The following is a 19093-nucleotide window of genomic DNA, read 5'->3' as shown; positions in this document are numbered from 1 at the left end:
TTAGTCCCCTTGTTCCCCGCGGGCATGGTCACTAGATTGTGGCCATGCCCGCTGTGCTTTCGGCCCCCGACACCCGCCTGCGCGAATGGACCACCGCGCAGGCCCGCCCGCGCGAGCGGCTGGACTACTGGGTGGGCGCGATCTGCGAGGCCTTCCTCGAAATGGACTGCAGCTCCACCGCTGCGAGCTGCTTCGACGGACAGCTCGTGCACCTGCCGCTGCAGCGGCTGGCGGTCAACCGGGTGGGGGCGTCGACACAGGATGTGTACCGCACGCCCGCCGCCATCGCAAAAAGCAAGGACCAGCCGTTCTACCTCATCACCCAGATCGAGCAACCCTGGCTGGTGAAGCAGGGTGGGCGCGTGCTGCAGCTACGCCCTGGTGACACGGTGCTGGTGGACGCGGCACAGGCCTACGAGTTGCACTTCCCGCACTCGGTCACCTGCCTGTCGGTGCAGATGCCGCGGGCCTGGGTCGGGCAGTGGCTGCAGGCCGTGGATGTGTCCCATGCGCGGGTGGCGCACCGCGAGCAGGGCTGGGGCGCCATGCTGTCGGCGCTGAGCCTGCAACTGGGGCGCCAGCCCGAACTGGCGCTTCAGATGGCGCCCGACTGGCTGGAGGCCCAGTTCGGCGCCTTGCTTGCGGCCTCGATGGAGCCGGTGGCGCATCGCAATGCGTCCGGCTCCGGCGACCTGCGCGAGCGCGCCGTGGCCCTCATGCGGGAGCGCCGTGGAGAGCCCGGCTGGCGCGCCGACGAGCTGGCGGCGCAGCTGCAGGTGTCGGTGCGCAGCCTGCACCGCGCGTTCACGGCGGCGGGCGAGACGGTGATGGGGCGCTGGCGCGAGGAGCGCATCGCCCATGTCTGTGAACTGCTCGCGCAGCCCCGGCTCGCCGGACTGCACATGGCCGAGGTGGGGCGGCGCTGCGGTTACGCCGATGCCTCCCATTTCGGCCGCGATTTCCAGCGGGTGATGGGGGTGACGCCCCAGCGCTGGGTGCGGGATCGGCGCGGCCACTGACACCGTGGGGTTGGCGCAACCCGGCGGCCCGGCTGGCGCAACCCGGCCAGCGCGAGCCGGCATGGGTTTCTAGAGTGTCGGTGGTGTGGCCGCTGGCCACCATTCCCCGCCACCCATTCGAGGAGACCTTCATGGCCGATACCTATGTTCTTGTCCACGGCGCCTGGCACACCGGCGAGCTGATGGAGCCCGTCGCCCAGCACCTGCGCGCCAAGGGGCACACCGTGTTCTGTCCGACCCTGGCGGGCAATCGCACGGGCGACGACCGCAGCACCACCGGCCTGGCCGATGCCGCGGCGTCCCTGGTGGATTACCTGCACCAGCACGACCTGAAGGACGTGCGCCTGATGGGCCACAGCTACGGCGGCATGGTGATCAGCCATGCCGCCGACCAGGCGGCGCAGCGCATCCGCCGTCTGGTCTACTGGAACGCCTTCGTGCCGCTGGACGGCGAGAGCCTCAACGACCTGGTGCCGCCGCACTACGTGGCTCTGTTCGACGGCATCGCGGCCGCGAACAACGGTTCGGTGATGCTGCCGTACCCGATCTGGCGCGAGGCCTTCATCAACGACGCCGACGCGGCACTGGCCGAAAAGACCTACGGTCTGCTCAATCCCCACCCCTACAAGACCTTCACCGACCCGGCGAAGCTGTCGACACCGCTGGCGGCGATGACCCTGGGCAAGAGCTACATCAACTGCCAGCAGGACACGGCGCTGCCCCACAGCCTGCCCTGGCACCCCCGGCTGTCCGAACGGCTGGGCCTGTTCCGGCTGGTGGAGTGCAGCGGCAGCCACGAGCTGTGTTTCACCGATCCGAAACGGCTGGCCGACGCCATCGAGCAGGCCGGCCGCGACTGAGCGCAACCGCGGTTTCCCCGGGCATGAGGGCCCGGGTTTCGATGCATAATCCGGGCCATTGGCCGCCGACCGGAAACGATCGGCGGTTTGCTTTTTGCCGACCCCGGAGTTCGAAAAATGACCTATCCCATCACCAAGCGCGGCGCTGAAATGCTGAAGGCCGAGTTGCACAAGCTCAAGACCGTGGAACGCCCGGGCGTGATCCAGGCCATTGCCGAAGCACGCGCGCAGGGTGATCTGAGCGAGAACGCCGACTACGACGCGGCCAAGGAGCGCCAGGGTTTCATCGAAGGCCGGATCGCCGAGATCGAGGGCAAGCTCTCGGCGGCGCAGGTCATCGATCCTTCGACGCTGGACGCCGGCGGCCGCGTGGTGTTCGGCTCCACAGTCGATCTGTCGGACGAGGACAGTGGCAACGAGATGACCTACCAGATCGTCGGTGAAGACGAGGCCGATCTCAAGCAGGGTCTGGTCAACATCAGCAGTCCGATCGCGCGGGCGCTGATCGGCAAGGAAGAGGGCGACACCGCCGAAGTGCAGACCCCTGGCGGCACGCGCCGCTTCGAGATCGTGGCGGTGCGCTACGTCTGAACCGGCCGGCATGCCGCTGCAGCGCCTGTCCATCCTTCTGGCCGCCCTCTGGTGGGGTGGCATCACGGGGCTGAGCTTTGTGGCGGTGCCCACCCTGTTCGCCAAACTGGGCAGTCCAGCGGTGGCGGGGCCGGTGGCGGCGCAGCTGTTTTCTTTCCAGTGCTGGATCGGGCTCGTGCTGGGAACTGCCCTGATGTTGGTGCTGGCGCGTCAGCGCGCATGGCTCACCGCCGACACCTCACCGCAAGCGCTGCCGGATCTCAGGGCCGCGCTGATCACCATGGCCCTGGTGGCGCTGGCCGTGCTGCTGGCCATGACACAAGAATTCGGTGTGGCCCGGAAGATCGTGACCGCGCGCGCGACCGGCGGTGACCTGCGCCTGTGGCACAGCCTGGGCTCGGTGCTGGTGCTGGGCCAGTGGCTGTGCTCAGGGGCGGTGTTGTGGCGCCTGGCCGCACCCAGGCGGTCGGTGTCCCCGGCATGAGTGCCCTGCGGCGCCTAGCCCAGCGGCTGACGGCGCTGCCTTCGCCGATGGTCGCCGGGCTGCTGGCCGTGGTCGCCGCACTGCTGGCCGCGCGGTTGCTTGGGCTGACCTGGCTGCTGGCGGTCAATGTGCCCTTCTCCGACCAGTGGGCCCTGCTCACCCGGCTGTACAACGGTTTTCAGTGGAGCGACGCCGCCATCGCCTTCATCTGGCAGCACGGGCCCCACCGTCAGGGGCTGAACTTCTCCCTGGTGCTGCCGGCCTACCACTTCAGCGACTGGAACGTGCGCTGGGACAGCCTCTGGACCGCGTGTGTGCAACTGATGGCCGGCCTGCTGGCACTGCGCTTGCGCAGGCGTCTGCTGCCGGCGCCTTGGTCAGTCTGGGACGCCGTGCTGCTGCTGGCGTTCTGGGGCGTGTGCACCTTCGAGACCCTGGTCGTTGCGCCCAACGCGTCGCACAGCATCTTCCCGCTGCTGCTCCTGATGCTGCTGCTCAACGTGTGGCTGGCGGCGCCCGGCCTCCTGAACCACCTGGCGTTGATCGCACTGGTGGTGTGCCTGGGCTTCACCGGGTTTGGTCTCACGGCCTTGCCCGCGCTGATGCTGGTGGCCTTGATTGACGTCTGGCGCGGCGCCGGAGCACAGCGGCAGCGGGCGATGGTCGTGCTGGCGGCTGGGGTGCTCACGCTGCTGGCGTTTCTGCACCGGTATCAGTTCGTGGTGTCGGCCGACGGTTTTCAGGTGCTGCGGCCGGACCCGACCGACTACCTGCGCTTCATGGCGGCCATGCTGAGCCATTTCCTGCTCATGCTGCAGCGCCCCTCGCCCTGGGTCCTCTATCCCGCAGGCGCCTTGCTGCTGGCGGCCTGGGTGGTCGCGTGGCTGTGGGGCGTGCGGCATCTCAGCCGCCCAGCCGCTGAGCGGGATGGCGAGCGGACCCTGTGGCAGGTGTGCGTGGTGCTGATCGGTTGCAGCCTCGTCTTCGCCTTGCTCACCGCCTACGGGCGCGCGCAGCTGGGTGTCGGCGCCGCGATGGCGTCCCGCTACACGGCCTTGCTGCTGCCAGGACTGCTGGCGGTCTACCTGTTGCTGTTCCTGCACCGCGACCGGCTGGGGCCGCTGTTGCTGGTGCTGTTGCTATTGTTCTCCGTGCGCGTGCTGCCGGAGACGCGCGAGGCGTACCTGCTCGGCCGCTACTACGCGGGCATGAAGCTGTGCTGGCTGGAGCAGTACCGCGCTGGCGGAGGCGTTGCGGCGGCGGATGTCCGACTGCAGGCGCTGGATGCACGGGCCCAGTTCCAGCCCGGCTGGTTGGGGCGGCAGGCGCAGTGGGAGCTGATGGAGCAGCAACGGCTGGGGCCGCTGGCCCCTGGTGCGCCGTCGGAGCCGCTGCTGCGGCTCTACCCGCAGCCCTGCGAGCTGCTGCGCTGAAACCGGGGGGGGGGCGCTCAGGCGGCGCGCCGCTCCGCCGACTCCAGGGTGTTGACCATCAGCATGGTGATGGTCATGGGGCCGACGCCGCCGGGCACCGGGGTGATCCAGCCCGCCACTTCCTTCACTCCTGCAAAGTCCACGTCACCGCAGAGCTTGCCTTCGTCGTTGCGGTTCATGCCCACGTCCAGCACCACGGCACCGGGCTTGACCATGTCGGCGGTCAACACGTTGCGCTTGCCCACCGCGGCGACGATCACGTCGGCCTGCAGCGTCATGGCCTTGAGGTCCTTGGTCGCGCTGTGGCAGATGGTGACAGTGGCGTTCTGCTGCAGCAGCATCATGGCCATGGGCTTGCCCACGATGTTGCTGCGGCCGATGACGACCGCGTGCTTGCCCTTGAGCTCGTAGCCGATGCTTTCCAGCATCTTCATGCAGCCGTAGGGCGTGCAGGGCCAGAAGCCGGGCAGGCCGGTCATGAGGGCGCCGGCGCTGGCGATGTGGAAGCCGTCCACGTCCTTCTCGGGCGAGATCGCCTCAATCACTCGCTGTGCGTTCATGTGGGCCGGCAGCGGCAGCTGCACCAGGATGCCGTGGATGCTGGCGTCGTTGTTCATCGCGTCCACGCGGGCCAGCAGCTCGGTCTCGGTCATGGTGGCCGGCCAGGTCTCCAGCACCGAGTGCATGCCGGTGTCCTCGCAGGCCTTGACCTTGTTGCGCACATAGACCTGGCTGGCGGGGTTGTCGCCGACCAGGATGACGGCCAGACCAGGCGTCACCCCTTTGGCCTTGAGTGCGGTCACGCGCGCTGCCACATCGGTGCGAAGCTGTTTGGAGAGGGCATTGCCGTCGATGAGTTGGGCGGTCATGGTCGTTGGGGGAAAGAGGGGAGAAATGGAAACGCCCGCCGGGAGAGGGCGGGCGTTGACGCAGGGTGTGGAGGGTCAGACTTTGGCGGGTGTCTGGCCCAGGGCGATCTTGAGCAGATCGGCCACGGTGTTGGCACCCAGCTTTTCCATGATGTTGGCGCGATGCGCTTCCACGGTCTTGATGCTGATGCCCAGGTCGTCGGCGATCTGCTTGTTCAGGCGACCGGCGACGATGCGTTCGAGCACCTGGGCTTCGCGGCCGGTGAGCTTGGAGAGCAGGGCGTCGCGACTGGCGGCCTGCTGGTGGGTGGCAAAAGCCTCCTTCGCGGTTTCGAGCATGCGCTCGACGAGCAGCACCAGCTGGTCTTCCTTGAAGGGTTTCTGGATGAAGTCCAGCGCGCCCCGCTTCATGGATTCCACAGCCATCGGCACATCGCCATGGCCGGTGATGAAGACGATGGGCAAGGGAGACTGGCGTTCGATCAGCTTTTCCTGCAGCTCCATGCCGGTCATGCCACCCATGCGGATGTCGGCGATCAGGCAGGCGACCTCTCGCGCGTCGTAGCGGCTGAGGAAGGCTTCGGCAGATTCAAAGCAGCGAACCCGGTAGTCCTTGCCTTCGAGCAGCCATTGAAGGGAGTCACGAACAGCCTCGTCGTCATCGACGACATAGACGGTGCCTTTTTTGGGAATCAAACTCATCTCGCTCTTTCGGTGTCCGTCAACGACGTCGCGGCGGATGGCCCCGGTTCCGGTTCCTGTGTCAGCCGGGACTGAACGGGTATCCAGAAACTGAAGCAGCAACCCACCACTTCATCTCCATTGTAGATGTTCTGCACCTGCATCCTGCCGTGGTGCGACTCGACGATGCTGCGGCACAGCTTGAGGCCGATGCCCATGCCTTCGCTCTTGGTGCTGTAGAAGGCTTCGTAGATGCGCTCGATCATTTCGGCCGGTACTCCGTTGCCCGAATCGCGCACGGAGAACTCCACCACCTCCTGGTCATCGAGCCGGCGCGGACCGACACGCAGTTCGATGTAGCGCTCGCCGGGTGGTCGGCCCGCCTGCGCAATCGCCTCGCCCGCGTTCTTGAGCAGGTTGATCAGCACCTGTTCGATCAGGATCGGATCGACCATCAGGCTCGGCAAACGCGCCGCGACATAGGGCGAAAGCCGGACCTGGTGGCGGCGCAGTTCGATGTCGGCCAGTTCGATCGCGTTGCTCACCATCTGCGCCACGTCCGAGGGCATGGGGTTGGGTTCGCTGCGTTTCACGAAGGCGCGGATGCGCTGGATGATCTGGCCGGCGCGCTGGGCCTGGCGCGCGGTTTTCTCCAGAGCGGCGAGCATGTCCTCTTCGCTGATGCGCTGCTCCTTGAGCCGCGAGATCATGCCGTTGCAGTAGTTGCTGATGGCCGTGAGCGGCTGGTTGAGTTCGTGTGCCACGCTCGACGCCATCTCGCCCATGGTGATCAGGCGGCTGGCGGTCTGCGCGCGTTCGGCCTGGCGCGCGGCCTGTTCTTCCGCGTTGCGGCGCGGCGTGATGTCGCTGGCGATCACCATCTGGGCCAGCCGGCCGTCGACCCAGGTCAGGTAGCGCGTGCGCACCTCCAGCCAGCGGTCGAGCTCCTCGACGAACACCTCGGCGTTCTCGGCGCCCGCGTCGGTCAGCGTGTCGGTCGGCATGCCGGCAAAGGCGTCCACCGCGTCCCCGTTGTCCGGGCTGGGGGTGGGCTGGTTGCCGGCCAGGTCGACCAGCTGGCGGTGGCCATGGCCGCGGGTGCCGAACCAGAGTCGGTACATCTTGTTGGCGAACAGCATCTCGTCGCTGCCCAGTGGCGCCACCGACACCGCGGAGTCCAGTGATTCCAGCACGGTGGTGAACCGTTCGTAGGATGCGGAGAGTTCTTCGCGGATGCGCTTGGGCTCGGTGATGTCGGTCATCGAGGTCATCCACCCGGTCTGGTGTCCTCTCGGGTCGATCAGGGGCGAGACGTACATGCGGGCGTCGAAGATGCTGCCGTCGCGGCGCTGCACACGCACCTCGAATCCGCCGGGGGTGGACCGGCCGTTGAGCTCGTCCTCCAGCCGCGCCGCCAGTTGCTCGTGGTCGTCCTCTGGCCAGTAGGGGAAGGGGGCGGTGCGGCCGACCAGCTCGCTTTCGGTCCAGCCCGTCATCGAGCAGAACGCGGGGTTGACATAGGTGATGCGACCCTGCATGTCCAGCGCCCTCATGCCGGTGAGCATGGAGTTTTCCATTGCACGGCGGAAGTTGGTCTCCGACATCAGGGCCTGCTGCGCCTGCACGCGGCGGCGCGTGTGGCGCCAGGTGCCCAGCAGCATCCACACCGTGAGCGCCGACAGCGCGCCGATGACCCAGAAGAAGCCGCTGCCCACGATGTCCTGCGAGGTGCGGTAGCCCTGGGCCTTGAGGATCAGGCCGTTGCCCACCGGCGAGACCGGCACCTCGTGCTCCAGTGGCTGCGGCGACCAGGGCAGCAGCCGCAGCACCGCGCTCGGTGACTGCAGGTTGCCCGCGAGCACACGGCCGCGATCATCGAGAAGGGCCACCGCGTAGCGCGCCATGATCTCCGGCGGCATGCCGAAGCGCATCAGTCCGTCGATGGAGTACTCACCCATGACCGTGCCCGAGAAGCGACCCTGCTCGGTGAGAGGTACCTGCAGCATCAGGGTGGATTGGCGGGCGTCCTCGCCGAGGGGCCTCGAATAGATCGGTTGGCGCAGGTCGCGCGCCAACTCGAAGGAGCCATCGCCTTCGGCTGCCGCCATCGTGCTGCCCTTGGGGCGCAAAAGTGACAGCGGAGCACTGGGCGAGGCGTGGCTGGCCTGGACGGTGCGGCGCGCATCGACCCAGCTGATCGCCTGCAGTTCGGGGAACTGGCTGATGAGTGTTTCGGCCTGGAACTCGAATTCATCGGCGCTGATCTCCTTGTTGTCGACCTCACGCGCCAGACGCATGAGCTGTTCCTGGCGTTCCAGCAGTCGCAGCCGGATGCGCTGCTGCGCGTACTCGACGTCTCGCGTCACGGCTTCCTGCTCGCGCTCAAGTTCCTCGTAGCGCAGATAGGTGATGGCCACCGCGATGGCCGACAGAAACAGCAGGACGGACAGCAGTGGCGCCAGCGTGGCGAAGCGGTCCTGGCGCGAGGGAGGAAGGCGGCGCCACCAGCGGCGCCACCAGTCCAGCGGAGTGCCTCCGGGCGGGCTCGCTGGTGGTTGTTCAGGGGCGGGAATCATTCGTTCGAGTGTACGGGTGTGCCCGCGGAATCCACAGGCCAGAGTCGGCGGAGCGCGCAGCAGACGCCACAACATGTGCGCGGTAATATTTCATATAAAGAAATCATAGAGCACATATTGAAATTGAAAATGATCTGTGGAAAAATCCGTGACACTGCGGAATCACCGCCGTAAGCTTTATTTCAAACCCACAGGAGACAGCCATGTCAGCGTCCGACGCTCAGAACAACCGTGGTGCCGGGGACATCGATGCCCAGGAAACCCGCGAATGGATGGAGGCGCTGGCCGCCGTCATTGAAAAAGAGGGCCCTGAGCGCGCCCACTTCCTGCTGGAGCAACTGCTCGAGGAAGCCCGCCAGAACAGCATCGACATGCCGTTCTCGGCCAACACCGGCTATGTGAACACCATCGAGCCAACCGAAGAGGCCCGCTGCCCCGGCAACATCGAGATCGAAGAACGCCTGCGTGCCTACATGCGCTGGAACGCCATGGCGATGGTGGTCAAGGCCAACCGCCACAACCCGGATGATGGCGGTGACCTGGGTGGTCACATCGGTTCGTTCGCTTCGCTGGCCCACATGTTCGGCGCCGGCTTCAACCACTTCTGGCACGCCGAGTCCGAGAACCACGGCGGTGACTGCCTGTACATCCAGGGCCACGTGTCGCCCGGCGTCTACGCCCGCGCCTACCTGGAAGGCCGCCTGACCGAAGAGCAGCTGCTGCATTTCCGCCAGGAAGTGGACGGCAAGGGTTTGTCGAGCTATCCGCACCCCAAGCTGATGCCCGAGTTCTGGCAGTTCCCGACCGTCTCGATGGGCCTGGGCCCGCTGATGGCGATTTACCAGGCGCGCTTCCTGAAGTACCTGCACGCCCGTGGCATCGCCAACACCGAGAACCGCAAGGTCTGGGTGTTCTGCGGCGACGGTGAAATGGACGAGGTCGAGTCGCTGGGCGCCATCAGCCTGGCCGCGCGCGAAAACCTCGACAACCTGATCTTCGTGGTGAACTGCAACCTGCAGCGCCTGGACGGTCCGGTGCGTGGCAACGGCAAGATCATCCAGGAACTCGAAGGCGAGTTCCGCGGTTCCGGCTGGAACGTGATCAAACTGCTGTGGGGCTCCAACTGGGACCCGCTGCTGGCGCGCGACAAGGACGGCGCCTTGCGCAAGATCATGATGGAGACGCTGGACGGCGACTATCAGGCCTTCAAGGCCAACGACGGGGCCTACGTGCGCAAGCACTTCTTCGGCCGCGATCCGAAGGCGCTGGAACTCGTCTCGCACATGAGCGACGACGACATCTGGAACCTGCGCCGCGGTGGCCACGACCCGCAGAAGGTCTACGCCGCCTACCACCAGGCCGTGAACCACAAGGGCCAGCCGACCGTGCTGCTGATCAAGACGGTCAAGGGCTTCGGCATGGGCAAGGCCGGCGAAGGCAAGAACACCGTCCACCAGACCAAGAAGCTGACGGACGAGGACATCAAGTACTTCCGCGACCGCTTCAACATCCCGATCCCGGACAGCGAGCTGCCCAAGATTCCCTTTTACAAGCCGGCCGACGACACGCCGGAGATGCAGTACCTGCACGAGCGCCGCAAGGCCCTGGGCGGCTACCTGCCCAAGCGCCGCACCAAGGCCGACGAGAGCTTCACCGTGCCCTCGCTGGAGACCTTCAAGGCCGTACTGGAGCCGACCGCTGAAGGCCGCGAAATCTCCACCACGCAAGCCTATGTGCGCTTCCTGACCCAGCTGCTGCGCGACCAGGCCCTGGGCCCGCGCGTGGTGCCCATCCTGGTCGACGAGGCCCGCACCTTCGGCATGGAAGGCCTGTTCCGCCAGGTCGGCATCTACAACCCCGCAGGCCAGCAGTACACCCCGGTCGACAAGGACCAGGTCATGTACTACAAGGAAGACAAGGCCGGCCAGATCCTGCAGGAAGGTATCAACGAAGCCGGCGGCATGTCCAGCTGGATCGCGGCGGCCACGTCGTACAGCACCTCGAACCGCATCATGGTGCCGTTCTATGTGTACTACTCGATGTTCGGCTTCCAGCGCATCGGCGACCTGGCCTGGGCCGCCGGCGACATGCAAGCCCGCGGCTTCCTGTTGGGCGGCACGTCCGGCCGGACCACACTGAACGGCGAGGGCCTGCAGCACGAAGACGGCCACAGCCACATCCTGGCCGGCACGATCCCGAACTGCGTCAGCTACGACCCGACCTTCGCGCACGAAGTCGGCGTGATCCTGCACCACGGCTTGAAGCGCATGGTGGAGAAGCAGGACAACGTCTTCTATTACCTGACGCTGTTGAACGAGAACTACGCCATGCCCGGCCTGACCGCCGGCACGGAAGAGCAGATCATCAAGGGCATGTACCTGTGCAAGCCGGGCGCCGAAGGCGACAAGCGCGTGCAGCTGCTGGGCTCCGGCACCATCCTGCGTGAGTCCATCGCTGCCCAGGCACTGCTGGCCACCGACTGGGGCGTGCAGGCCGACGTGTGGAGCTGCCCGAGCTTCAACGAACTGACCCGCGACGGCCAGGACTGCGAGCGCTTCAACCTGCTGCACCCGACCGAGAAGCAACGCGTGCCGTTTGTGGCGCAGCAGCTCGAAAAGCACGCCGGTCCGGTGGTCGCCTCGACCGACTACATGAAGAACTACGCCGAGCAGATCCGCCCCTTCATCCCCAAGGGCCGCGAGTACAAGGTGCTGGGCACCGACGGTTTCGGCCGCAGCGACTTCCGCAGCAAGCTGCGCGAGCACTTCGAGATCAACCGCCACTACATCGTGGTCGCCGCCCTGCGCGCGCTGGCCGACGAGGGCAAGCTGCCGCTGGCCAAGGTGGCCGAGGCGATCAAGAAGTACGGCATCAAGACCGACAAGGTCAACCCGCTCTACGCTTAAACATCCGGAGACAAGAACATGGCACTGGTAGAAGTGAAGGTCCCGGACATCGGCGACTTCGACGAAGTGGCGGTCATCGAACTGCTGGTCAAGGTGGGCGACACGGTCAAGGCCGAGCAGTCGCTGATCACGGTCGAGAGCGACAAGGCCTCGATGGAGATCCCGTCCAGCACCGCTGGCGTGGTCAAAGAAATGCGCGTGGCGCTGGGCGACAAGGTGAAAGAAGGTTCTGTGGTGCTGGTGGTGGAAGCCGCTGGTGAGGCCGCTGCGCCGGCACCTGCCGCCGCTGCACCGGCTCCGGCCCCGGCCCCTGCGGCAGCCCCGGTGGCTGCGCCGGTTGCAGCGCCTGCTGCTGCGGGACCGGTGGAAGTGCGCGTGCCCGACATCGGCGACTTCAAGGACGTCGCGGTCATTGAAGTGTTTGTCAAGCCTGGCGACAGCATCAAGGTCGAGCAGAGCCTGATCACGGTCGAGTCCGACAAGGCGTCGATGGAGATTCCGTCTTCGCACGCCGGCGTGCTCAAGGAACTCAAGGTGAAGGTCGGCGACAAGGTCAACATCGGTGACCTGCTGGCGATCCTGGAGGGTGCCGCGGGCGCCGCTGCGCCGGCACCGGCAGCCGCCGCCCCGGTGGCCGCTCCCGCCGCCGCAGCCGTGGCGGCTCCGGCTGCTGACGTGGCCCCGGCGGCCGCTCCGGCGCACAACCCCACCGCCACCCCGGCGCTGGGCCTGCCGCACGCCTCGCCGTCGGTGCGCAAGTTCGCCCGCGAACTGGGCGTGCCGCTGGACGAGGTCAAGGGCTCGGGCCTGAAGGGCCGCATCACGGCCGAAGACATCCAGTCGTTCACCAAGTCGGTCATGGCCGGCGCGGTGCAGACCAAGGCGCAAGCCGCCAAGGCCTCGGCATCGACGGGCGGCGGTGGCTCCGAGCTGGGCCTGATCCCCTGGCCCAAGGTGGACTTCGCCAAGTTCGGCCCGATCGAGCGCAAGGAGCTGGGCCGCATCAAGAAGATCAGCGGCGCCAACCTGCTGCGCAACGCCGTGATGATCCCGGCCGTCACCAACCACGACGACGCCGACATCACCGACCTCGAAGCCTTCCGCGTGTCCACCAACAAGGAGAACGAGAAGAGCGGCATCAAGGTCACGATGCTGGCCTTCCTGATCAAGGCGTGCGTCGCCGCGCTCAAGAAGTTCCCCGAGTTCAACAGCTCGCTGGACGGCGATGCGCTGGTCTACAAGCAGTACTGGCACATCGGTTTTGCGGCCGACACACCCAACGGTCTGGTCGTGCCCGTCATCAAGGACGCCGACAAGAAGGGCGTGCTGCAGATCAGCCAGGAAATGGGTGAACTGGCCAAGAAGGCGCGCGACGGCAAGCTCGGCCCCGCCGACATGTCCGGCGCCACCTTCACCATCTCCAGCCTGGGTGGCATCGGTGGCCGTTACTTCACGCCCATCATCAACGCACCCGAAGTCGCCATCCTGGGCGTCTGCAAGAGCCAGATGGAACCGGTGTGGGACGGCAAGCAGTTCGTGCCGCGCCTGATGCTGCCGCTGAGCCTGACCTGGGATCACCGCGTGATCGACGGCGCTGCGGCGGCGCGCTTCAATGCGTACCTCGGCCAGATCCTGAGCGACTTCCGTCGCGTTCTTCTGTAAGGAGCGCACGATGGCACTCATGGACATCAAGGTTCCCGACATCGGCGACTTCGACGAGGTCGCGGTCATCGAACTGCTGGTCAAGCCGGGCGACACCGTCAAGGCCGAGCAAAGCCTCATCACGGTCGAGTCTGACAAGGCCTCGATGGAGATCCCCTCGTCGCACGCTGGCGTGGTGAAAGAGCTCAAGGTCAAGCTGGGCGACAAGGTCAGCGAAGGTTCGGTCGTGCTGGTGCTGGACGCGGAGGGCGCTGCGGCGGCTCCCGCGCCGGCCGCGGCGCCTGCGTCTGCAGCCGCACCCGCGGCGGCCCCGGCCGCTGCGCCGGTCGTGGCCCCCACGGCCGCCAGCTTCGGCGCTGCATTCACCGGTTCTGCCGACATCGAATGCGACGTGCTGGTGCTGGGCGCCGGCCCTGGCGGCTACTCGGCCGCCTTCCGCGCCGCCGATCTGGGCCTGAAGGTCGTGATCGTCGAGCGCTACGCCCAGCTGGGCGGCGTCTGCCTGAACGTGGGCTGCATCCCGTCCAAGGCGCTGCTGCACGTGGCGGCGGTGATGGACGAGGTCTCCCACCTGGGCGACCTGGGCGTCGAATTCGGCAAGCCAACGGTCAGCGTGGACAAGCTGCGCGCCCACAAGGAAAAGGTGATCGGCAAGCTGACCGGTGGCCTGGCCGCCATGGCCAAGATGCGCAAGGTCACCACCGTGCGCGGCTACGGCGCCTTCGTCGGCCCCAACCACGTCGAAGTGGAAGAGACGACCGGCACCGGGCAGGACAAGACGGGCACCAAGAAGGTCGTGGCCTTCAAGAAGTGCATCATCGCCGCCGGCTCGCAGGCGGTGCGCCTGCCGTTCTTCCCGCAGGACGAGCGCATCGTGGACTCGACCGGCGCGCTGGCGCTCAAGGGCGTGCCCAAGAAGATGCTCATCGTCGGCGGCGGCATCATCGGCCTGGAGATGGGCACGGTCTACAGCACGCTGGGTGCCCGCCTGGACGTGGTGGAGATGATGGACGGGCTGATGCAGGGCGCCGACCGCGACCTGGTCAAGGTTTGGGAGAAGATGAACAAGGGCCGCTTCGACAACATCATGTTGAAGACCAAGACCGTGGGCGCCACGGCCACGCCCGAAGGCATCAAGGTGCAGTTCGAGGGCCTGGACGGCACCAAGAGCGAAGGCACCTACGACCTGGTGTTGCAGGCGGTGGGCCGCACGCCCAACGGCAAGAAGATCGCCGCCGACAAGGCCGGCGTGGCGGTGACCGACCGCGGTTTCATCAACGTCGACATCCAGATGCGCACCAACGTGCCGCACATCTTCGCCATCGGCGACATCGTGGGCCAGCCCATGCTGGCACACAAGGCGGTGCACGAGGCGCACGTGGCGGCGGAAGTCATTGCCGGTGAACTGCAGGGCAACAAGGACCTGGCCTCGGCCGCCTTCAACGCCCGCGTGATCCCCAGCGTGGCCTACACCGACCCCGAGGTGGCCTGGGTGGGCCTGACCGAGGACCAGGCCAAGGCGCAGGGCATCAAGGTCAAGAAGGGCCTGTTTCCCTGGACGGCCTCCGGCCGCGCGATTGCCAACGGCCGCGACGAGGGTTTCACCAAACTGCTGTTCGACGACTCGCCCGAGGCCCATGGCCACGGCAAGATCCTGGGCGGCGGCATCGTGGGCACCCACGCCGGCGACATGATCGGCGAGATCGCGCTGGCCATCGAGATGGGCGCCGACGCGGTAGACATCGGCAAGACCATCCACCCGCACCCCACGCTGGGCGAGAGCATCGGCATGGCGGCGGAGGTGGCGCACGGGTCCTGCACCGACCTGCCGCCGAGCAAGAAGTAAGCCGCCCAGGCGCTGTTCAAAACCAAGGCCCGGACGGTTCCCCGCCCGGGCCTTTTTGCTGTCCGACGACCGATCAGACGGCCTTGTTCCAGCCGCGCACCAGTGCCTCGAGCGTGGCCGAGGCCTCGGGCGTCAATGGCCAGGCCGAGGGCGGCCGTGTCGCCCCGCAATCGAGCCCCATGAATTGAAGGGCCGCTTTGACGACTGTGACGTTGGTACCGTTGTTATCCTGGGCCCGCAGCGTTTCGAACGGCAGCACCGCCTCGATCAGGGCCTGAGCACCCACATAGTCGCCTTGCTCCAGGGCCGCATGAATCTGCATGGACCACTCGGGCAGCACATTGATCAGTCCCGACGTGAATCCTCGTGCGCCGGCCGCATACAGTGCGGGCGCCCAGTTCTCGGCCAGGCCATTCACCCAGGCGAGCCCACGCTCCCGGGTGCGCCGGATGGCTTCGGACAGCAGCAGCGGCGTGGGCGATGCCCACTTGACCCCCACCACTTCGGGAATGGCACACAAGGTCTCGATCGTGGCCATGCCGATGTTCTCGTTGCGGAGGTAGAGAACCACTGGCAGACCCTGACCGGCTTCGGCCACACGTTGCACGTAGGCCACCACGCCGCGCGGCGACACAAACGGGTCGGGTGGCTGGTGAATCATCAGTGCGTCTGCTCCGGCGCGGTATGAGGCAGCGGCCAGGTCGCAAGCCTCCTCGACGCCGCGTCCTACCCCACCCAGCAGCGGTACACGTCCTGCGACGTGTTCGGCGCTGGCCGCCACCATGCCCTCCGCTTCGCTGGCGCGCAGTGCGTAGTACTCGCTGGTGTTGCCATTGGCCACCAGCACGTGCACGCCTGCGTCGATGGCGCGGTCCACGATGGGCTTCTGCAAAGCCGGGGTGAGGTGGTTCTGTGCGTCGAACGGCGTGACGAGAATGCCCGAGATGCCGTTCAGGGCGTTGCGCACCGCGGCGCGGTCGAAAGTCGGCATGAAAAAGTCCTGTGTCGGTTGGGATGAATGAAGCTTGCGCTCGTGCCGGGCTTTAGCAGTGTTCGGTGCGGCGAACAATCGCGGTGGGGTCGTTGCGCACGGCGGGGTTGAGCTCGGTGCCCAGACCCGGCGCGGTCGGTCTCGCCAGCGAGCCCCGCTCCAGGACCGGCAGTTCGGTCACCAGGTCGCGGTAGAACGTCGCCAGGAACGCGCGCACGACTTCCTGGAAGATGGCATTGGGCGATGCCAGAGCGAGGTGCAGTGATGCCCAGAGCACCACCGGGCCGGTGCAGTCGTGCGGGGCAATGGGTTTCTGGTATGCATCGGCAAGGCTCGCGATTTTGCGTGCCTCGGTGATGCCGCCACACCAGGAGAGGTCGGGCATCACGATGTCGACCGCGTCGGAGGCCAGCAGATCGCGGAACGCGCCTTGTGCGGCCAGGGTCTCGCTACCGCACACGGGAATGCCCGAGAGGCGGCGGTAGTCGGCCAGCGCACCAGGGCTGTCCATCTTGATCGGGTCTTCCGCCCAGAACGGGCGGTATTGCCGCAGCTCGCGCGCGATGGCTAGCGCAGAGGTGAGATTCCACATGGAGTGCAGCTCGCACATGATTTCGATGCGGTCTCCGACCGCGAGTCGGATCTTCTCGAAGACCTCCAGCCCCTGACGCATCGAAGCACCACTGACGAACTGGCCATCGGTCTGTGCGGCAGCGCCGTCAAAGGGCCAGATTTTCATGGCGCAGAAGCCTTCATCCAGCAGGCTTTGTGCCAGTTCGGCAGGACTTTCGATGAACGCGATCTGGTCGTCGTAGCGATGACGCACTTGCGATTGACCCGGCTCGATCAGGCGGCGCTGAAGACTCTTGCTGTTGTAGTCCACACCGGCGCAGGTGTTGTAAACACGCATGCGCTCGTGGCAGGCACCTCCCAGCAACTGGTAGACCGGCTGGTCGGTGACCTTGCCGAAGATGTCCCAGAGTGCGATGTCGAGCGCCGATGCGGCGCGCGTTTCCACGCCACTTCCGTTGAAGCCCAGATAGCCACGAAACAGCGTCTTGTGCAGGCGCTCGATGTCCAGCGGGTTCTGGCCCAGCACCAGCGGCGCGGCCATGGTGTGCAGATAGGTCTCGACTGCCGCCGCCCCACGGAAGGTCTCGCCCAGGCCAACGAGGCCGGCGTCGGTTTCGACCTCGACCCAGACGAGATTGGGCTGGTGAGGCAGGCGGAAGGTCTGGATCGCGGTGATCTTCATGACTACTTAAGAACAGAGAGAAGGGCAGGGTATGGCTCAATCGGCGGAGATCTTCTGGGCACGGATCAGGTCCGCCCATTTGTCGTGCTCCTGGCGCATGTGCTGCCCGAAGGACGCCGCGCTGCCGCCAGCGGCATTGATGCCCGCGTCTTGCAGCGTCTTGCGCACGGCGGGGTCTTGCAGCGCGCGGTTGAAGGCGGCATTCAGGCGCTGGATCACTGCTGGAGGCGTACCCGCCGGCGCGCCGATGGCATACCAAGGCTCGATGACAAAACCCTTGTAGCCCAGCTCTTCCATGGTGGGAACATCTGGCAGGTTGGCCGAACGAGTCCTTCCGGTCACAGCCAGCGCCTTGACGCGATTGCTCTTGACGAAGGGCAGGATGGAGGGCTCGTTGTCGAAGAACACCTGAACCTGCCCTCCAAGCAGATCGGTGATGGCAGGCCCTGAGCCTTTGTACGGCACATGCAGCATGGGCACACCGGTGGCTTTCTTGAGCATCTCGCCTCCGAGGTGGTTGGACGCACCGACCCCGGAGGACGCGTAGCTCAGTTGGCTTGCGCGGGCCTTGGTCAGCAGATCGGGGAGGGTTTGAATGCCTGTTTGGGGGCCAACCGTCAGCACGTTGATGGAATAGCCAAGCAACGCGACTGGCGCCACTTCCTTGAACAAGTCGTAACCGGGGTTGGCATACAGGCTGGCGTTCACCGCGCAGTTGCCGATGCTGCACAGGAAGATGGTGTAACCGTCGGCTGGCGATCTCACTGCAACGGCGGTACCAATGTTGCCCGTGGCGCCGGGGCGGTTCTCCACCACGATGGTTTGGCCCAGATCTTTGGCTGCGACGTTGGCGAACAGTCTCGACACCATGTCGCCCGTGCCACCCGGGGGCACCGGCACGACCATGCGGATGGGCTTGCTGGGAAAGTCCTGGGCCGCGGCGGGCGCGATGCTCAGTGCACCGGCGGCAAGGGAAAAAGCCAAGGTCATCAGGGTTCTGCGCATGGGTTGTCTCCAGAGTTGGTGGTGGAAAGATGCTGAATTCTTTAAATCATACAATCATCATATGATTGATGTCGATGCTTTCCGTGCGGTGCGCGTGGTTATGCTCGGTGACATGTCTTCATCGCGACTGCGTAATTTCCATCACCAACTGGTCGATGCCGTCGGGCGCGACATCGTGACCGGCACCTACCCCGAGGGTGAGCAGATGCCGACCGAGCCGCAGTTGGCGGAGGCCTATGGCGCAAGTCGTCTGGTGGTGCGGGAAGCCATGAAGAGCCTGGCGGCCAAGGGTCTGGTGTCGATCCGTCCGCGCACTGGCACGCACGTGTTGCCGCGTGCGCAGTGGCATTTGTTCGATCCTGCGGTGCTCAGTTGGCACGGCGAGGGCGATTTCGACAGCGGACTGCTAGCCGATCTGCTGGAGTTGCGTCTGGCCATCGAGCCACTCGCCGCGCGACTCGCGGCCACTCGCGCCAGCGAAACAGATCTGATCGAATTGCGCAGCGCCTTCGAAGCGATGGCCGGCGCGGGCCACCGCACCGACTACATCGAGGCCGATCTGCGTTTCCACGGCGCGGTGGTTCGGGCCTGCGGCAATGTGTTCATCCAGCAACTGGAAATGGCGCTGTCGGCTGTCTGGAAAACGAGCTTTCTGGCCTCCAGCAGCCCCACCGGCGCTCCCGACAGTGCGGCATTGAAGCTGCACCAGAAATTGCTCGTCGCGATCGAGCAGCACGACGCTGCGAGCGCCGAAAAGGCGGTGCATGGTTTGATCGCCCGAGCCACCGCGCGCATCGAGGGGCGCGAGACTTAACGTCTCCCGATCCAGGTCGTGCAGAGATTCTTCGCGATAATTTGCCCCGCGCGTTTGAACTTTTTCATTCGCCTGCGCGCAACAGGGTGCCTGCCCGAGCA

At 66.0% G+C, this 19093-nt stretch carries 15 protein-coding genes; 9 read left to right on the top strand and 6 right to left on the bottom strand.

Annotation, left to right across the window (positions count from 1 at the left end; translation table 11 throughout):
- Positions 1–44: 44 nt before the first annotated feature.
- The 5 genes from HPS01S_RS09115 (at position 45) to HPS01S_RS09095 (ending at position 4387) form a co-directional block, all read left to right on the top strand.
- Positions 45–1019 carry a helix-turn-helix domain-containing protein gene (locus HPS01S_RS09115; RefSeq protein ID WP_066154293.1) on the top strand — a complete coding sequence of 325 codons (975 nt, stop codon included), beginning with the start codon at positions 45–47 and terminating at the stop codon, positions 1017–1019.
- A gap of 131 nt (positions 1020–1150) precedes the next feature.
- Entirely contained in the window at positions 1151–1879 is a 729-nt protein-coding gene (locus HPS01S_RS09110; protein WP_066154712.1) for an alpha/beta fold hydrolase, read from the top strand.
- Positions 1880–1996: 117 nt separating this feature from the next.
- Entirely contained in the window at positions 1997–2470 is a 474-nt protein-coding gene (greA, locus tag HPS01S_RS09105) for a transcription elongation factor GreA (protein WP_066154290.1), read from the top strand.
- Between the two features lie 10 nt (positions 2471–2480).
- On the top strand, positions 2481–2954 hold the full coding sequence (locus tag HPS01S_RS09100; protein ID WP_066154287.1) for a DUF4149 domain-containing protein: 474 nt from the start codon (positions 2481–2483) through the stop codon (positions 2952–2954).
- Positions 2951–4387, top strand: coding sequence for a hypothetical protein (locus HPS01S_RS09095; protein WP_157576174.1), 1437 nt, complete (start codon positions 2951–2953; stop codon positions 4385–4387). Before HPS01S_RS09100 ends, HPS01S_RS09095 begins: the two co-directional genes overlap by 4 nt.
- A 17-nt stretch (positions 4388–4404) precedes the next feature.
- On the opposite strand, the gene folD is transcribed toward HPS01S_RS09095, so the two are convergent.
- The 3 genes from folD to HPS01S_RS09080 form a co-directional block, all read right to left on the bottom strand.
- On the bottom strand, positions 4405–5256 hold the full coding sequence (gene folD / locus HPS01S_RS09090) for a bifunctional methylenetetrahydrofolate dehydrogenase/methenyltetrahydrofolate cyclohydrolase FolD (RefSeq protein WP_066154281.1): 852 nt from the start codon (positions 5254–5256) through the stop codon (positions 4405–4407).
- 75 nt (positions 5257–5331) lie between these two features.
- Positions 5332–5958 (bottom strand): response regulator transcription factor, encoded by a 627-nt coding sequence (locus HPS01S_RS09085; RefSeq protein ID WP_066154279.1) that lies wholly within the window; start codon positions 5956–5958, stop codon positions 5332–5334.
- The gene (locus HPS01S_RS09080) at positions 5955–8513 is read right to left on the bottom strand and encodes a PAS domain-containing sensor histidine kinase (RefSeq protein WP_066154276.1); all 2559 of its coding nucleotides are present in this window, start codon (positions 8511–8513) and stop codon (positions 5955–5957) included. Before HPS01S_RS09080 ends, HPS01S_RS09085 begins: the two co-directional genes overlap by 4 nt.
- 203 nt (positions 8514–8716) lie before the next feature.
- On the opposite strand from HPS01S_RS09080, the gene aceE reads away from it, so the two are divergent.
- The 3 genes from aceE to lpdA are packed head-to-tail and all read left to right on the top strand — an operon-like array spanning position 8717 to position 14927.
- Complete coding sequence (aceE, locus tag HPS01S_RS09075) at positions 8717–11419, top strand: pyruvate dehydrogenase (acetyl-transferring), homodimeric type (protein ID WP_066154273.1); 2703 nt, start codon at positions 8717–8719, stop codon at positions 11417–11419.
- 18 nt (positions 11420–11437) lie between these two features.
- Positions 11438–13081, top strand: a complete 1644-nt coding sequence (gene aceF, locus HPS01S_RS09070; protein ID WP_066154270.1) for a dihydrolipoyllysine-residue acetyltransferase — start codon at positions 11438–11440, stop codon at positions 13079–13081.
- Positions 13082–13091: 10 nt separating this feature from the next.
- The gene (gene lpdA / locus HPS01S_RS09065; protein WP_066154267.1) at positions 13092–14927 is read left to right on the top strand and encodes a dihydrolipoyl dehydrogenase; all 1836 of its coding nucleotides are present in this window, start codon (positions 13092–13094) and stop codon (positions 14925–14927) included.
- Positions 14928–15000: 73 nt separating this feature from the next.
- Here the strand turns inward: lpdA and HPS01S_RS09060 are convergent, their stop codons facing one another.
- Genes HPS01S_RS09060 through HPS01S_RS09050 form a run of 3 tightly spaced genes read right to left on the bottom strand, consistent with a single transcriptional unit; the run spans position 15001 to position 18178 of the window.
- On the bottom strand, positions 15001–15918 hold the full coding sequence (locus tag HPS01S_RS09060; RefSeq protein ID WP_066154264.1) for a dihydrodipicolinate synthase family protein: 918 nt from the start codon (positions 15916–15918) through the stop codon (positions 15001–15003).
- A 52-nt stretch (positions 15919–15970) separates the two neighbouring features.
- Positions 15971–17173 carry a mandelate racemase/muconate lactonizing enzyme family protein gene (locus HPS01S_RS09055; protein ID WP_066154260.1) on the bottom strand — a complete coding sequence of 401 codons (1203 nt, stop codon included), beginning with the start codon at positions 17171–17173 and terminating at the stop codon, positions 15971–15973.
- A 36-nt stretch (positions 17174–17209) separates the two neighbouring features.
- Positions 17210–18178, bottom strand: a complete 969-nt coding sequence (locus tag HPS01S_RS09050) for a Bug family tripartite tricarboxylate transporter substrate binding protein (protein ID WP_255284192.1) — start codon at positions 18176–18178, stop codon at positions 17210–17212.
- A 61-nt stretch (positions 18179–18239) separates the two neighbouring features.
- Between HPS01S_RS09050 and HPS01S_RS09045 the strand changes: the two genes are divergently transcribed.
- Entirely contained in the window at positions 18240–18992 is a 753-nt protein-coding gene (locus HPS01S_RS09045) for a FadR/GntR family transcriptional regulator (RefSeq protein WP_255284191.1), read from the top strand.
- Positions 18993–19093 lie beyond the last annotated feature (101 nt).

The organism is Hydrogenophaga pseudoflava NBRC 102511 (genome assembly GCF_001592285.1).
In the GTDB taxonomy this organism is placed as follows: Bacteria; Pseudomonadota; Gammaproteobacteria; order Burkholderiales; family Burkholderiaceae_C; genus Hydrogenophaga; species Hydrogenophaga pseudoflava.
This window is presented reverse-complemented; position numbering and strand designations above follow the sequence as displayed.

What these genes read in the sequence shown, in the direction of transcription:
- HPS01S_RS09115 (WP_066154293.1), top strand. Translation starts at nt 45, where the DNA reads ATGCCCGCTGTGCTTTCGGCCCCCGACACCCGCCTGCGCGAATGGACC.
- HPS01S_RS09110 (WP_066154712.1), top strand. Translation starts at nt 1,151, where the DNA reads ATGGCCGATACCTATGTTCTTGTCCACGGCGCCTGGCACACCGGCGAG.
- greA (WP_066154290.1), top strand. Translation starts at nt 1,997, where the DNA reads ATGACCTATCCCATCACCAAGCGCGGCGCTGAAATGCTGAAGGCCGAG.
- HPS01S_RS09100 (WP_066154287.1), top strand. Translation starts at nt 2,481, where the DNA reads ATGCCGCTGCAGCGCCTGTCCATCCTTCTGGCCGCCCTCTGGTGGGGT.
- HPS01S_RS09095 (WP_157576174.1), top strand. Translation starts at nt 2,951, where the DNA reads ATGAGTGCCCTGCGGCGCCTAGCCCAGCGGCTGACGGCGCTGCCTTCG.
- folD (WP_066154281.1), bottom strand. Translation starts at nt 5,256, where the DNA reads ATGACCGCCCAACTCATCGACGGCAATGCCCTCTCCAAACAGCTTCGC.
- HPS01S_RS09085 (WP_066154279.1), bottom strand. Translation starts at nt 5,958, where the DNA reads ATGAGTTTGATTCCCAAAAAAGGCACCGTCTATGTCGTCGATGACGAC.
- HPS01S_RS09080 (WP_066154276.1), bottom strand. Translation starts at nt 8,513, where the DNA reads ATGATTCCCGCCCCTGAACAACCACCAGCGAGCCCGCCCGGAGGCACT.
- aceE (WP_066154273.1), top strand. Translation starts at nt 8,717, where the DNA reads ATGTCAGCGTCCGACGCTCAGAACAACCGTGGTGCCGGGGACATCGAT.
- aceF (WP_066154270.1), top strand. Translation starts at nt 11,438, where the DNA reads ATGGCACTGGTAGAAGTGAAGGTCCCGGACATCGGCGACTTCGACGAA.
- lpdA (WP_066154267.1), top strand. Translation starts at nt 13,092, where the DNA reads ATGGCACTCATGGACATCAAGGTTCCCGACATCGGCGACTTCGACGAG.
- HPS01S_RS09060 (WP_066154264.1), bottom strand. Translation starts at nt 15,918, where the DNA reads ATGCCGACTTTCGACCGCGCCGCGGTGCGCAACGCCCTGAACGGCATC.
- HPS01S_RS09055 (WP_066154260.1), bottom strand. Translation starts at nt 17,173, where the DNA reads ATGAAGATCACCGCGATCCAGACCTTCCGCCTGCCTCACCAGCCCAAT.
- HPS01S_RS09050 (WP_255284192.1), bottom strand. Translation starts at nt 18,178, where the DNA reads ATGCGCAGAACCCTGATGACCTTGGCTTTTTCCCTTGCCGCCGGTGCA.
- HPS01S_RS09045 (WP_255284191.1), top strand. Translation starts at nt 18,240, where the DNA reads ATGATTGATGTCGATGCTTTCCGTGCGGTGCGCGTGGTTATGCTCGGT.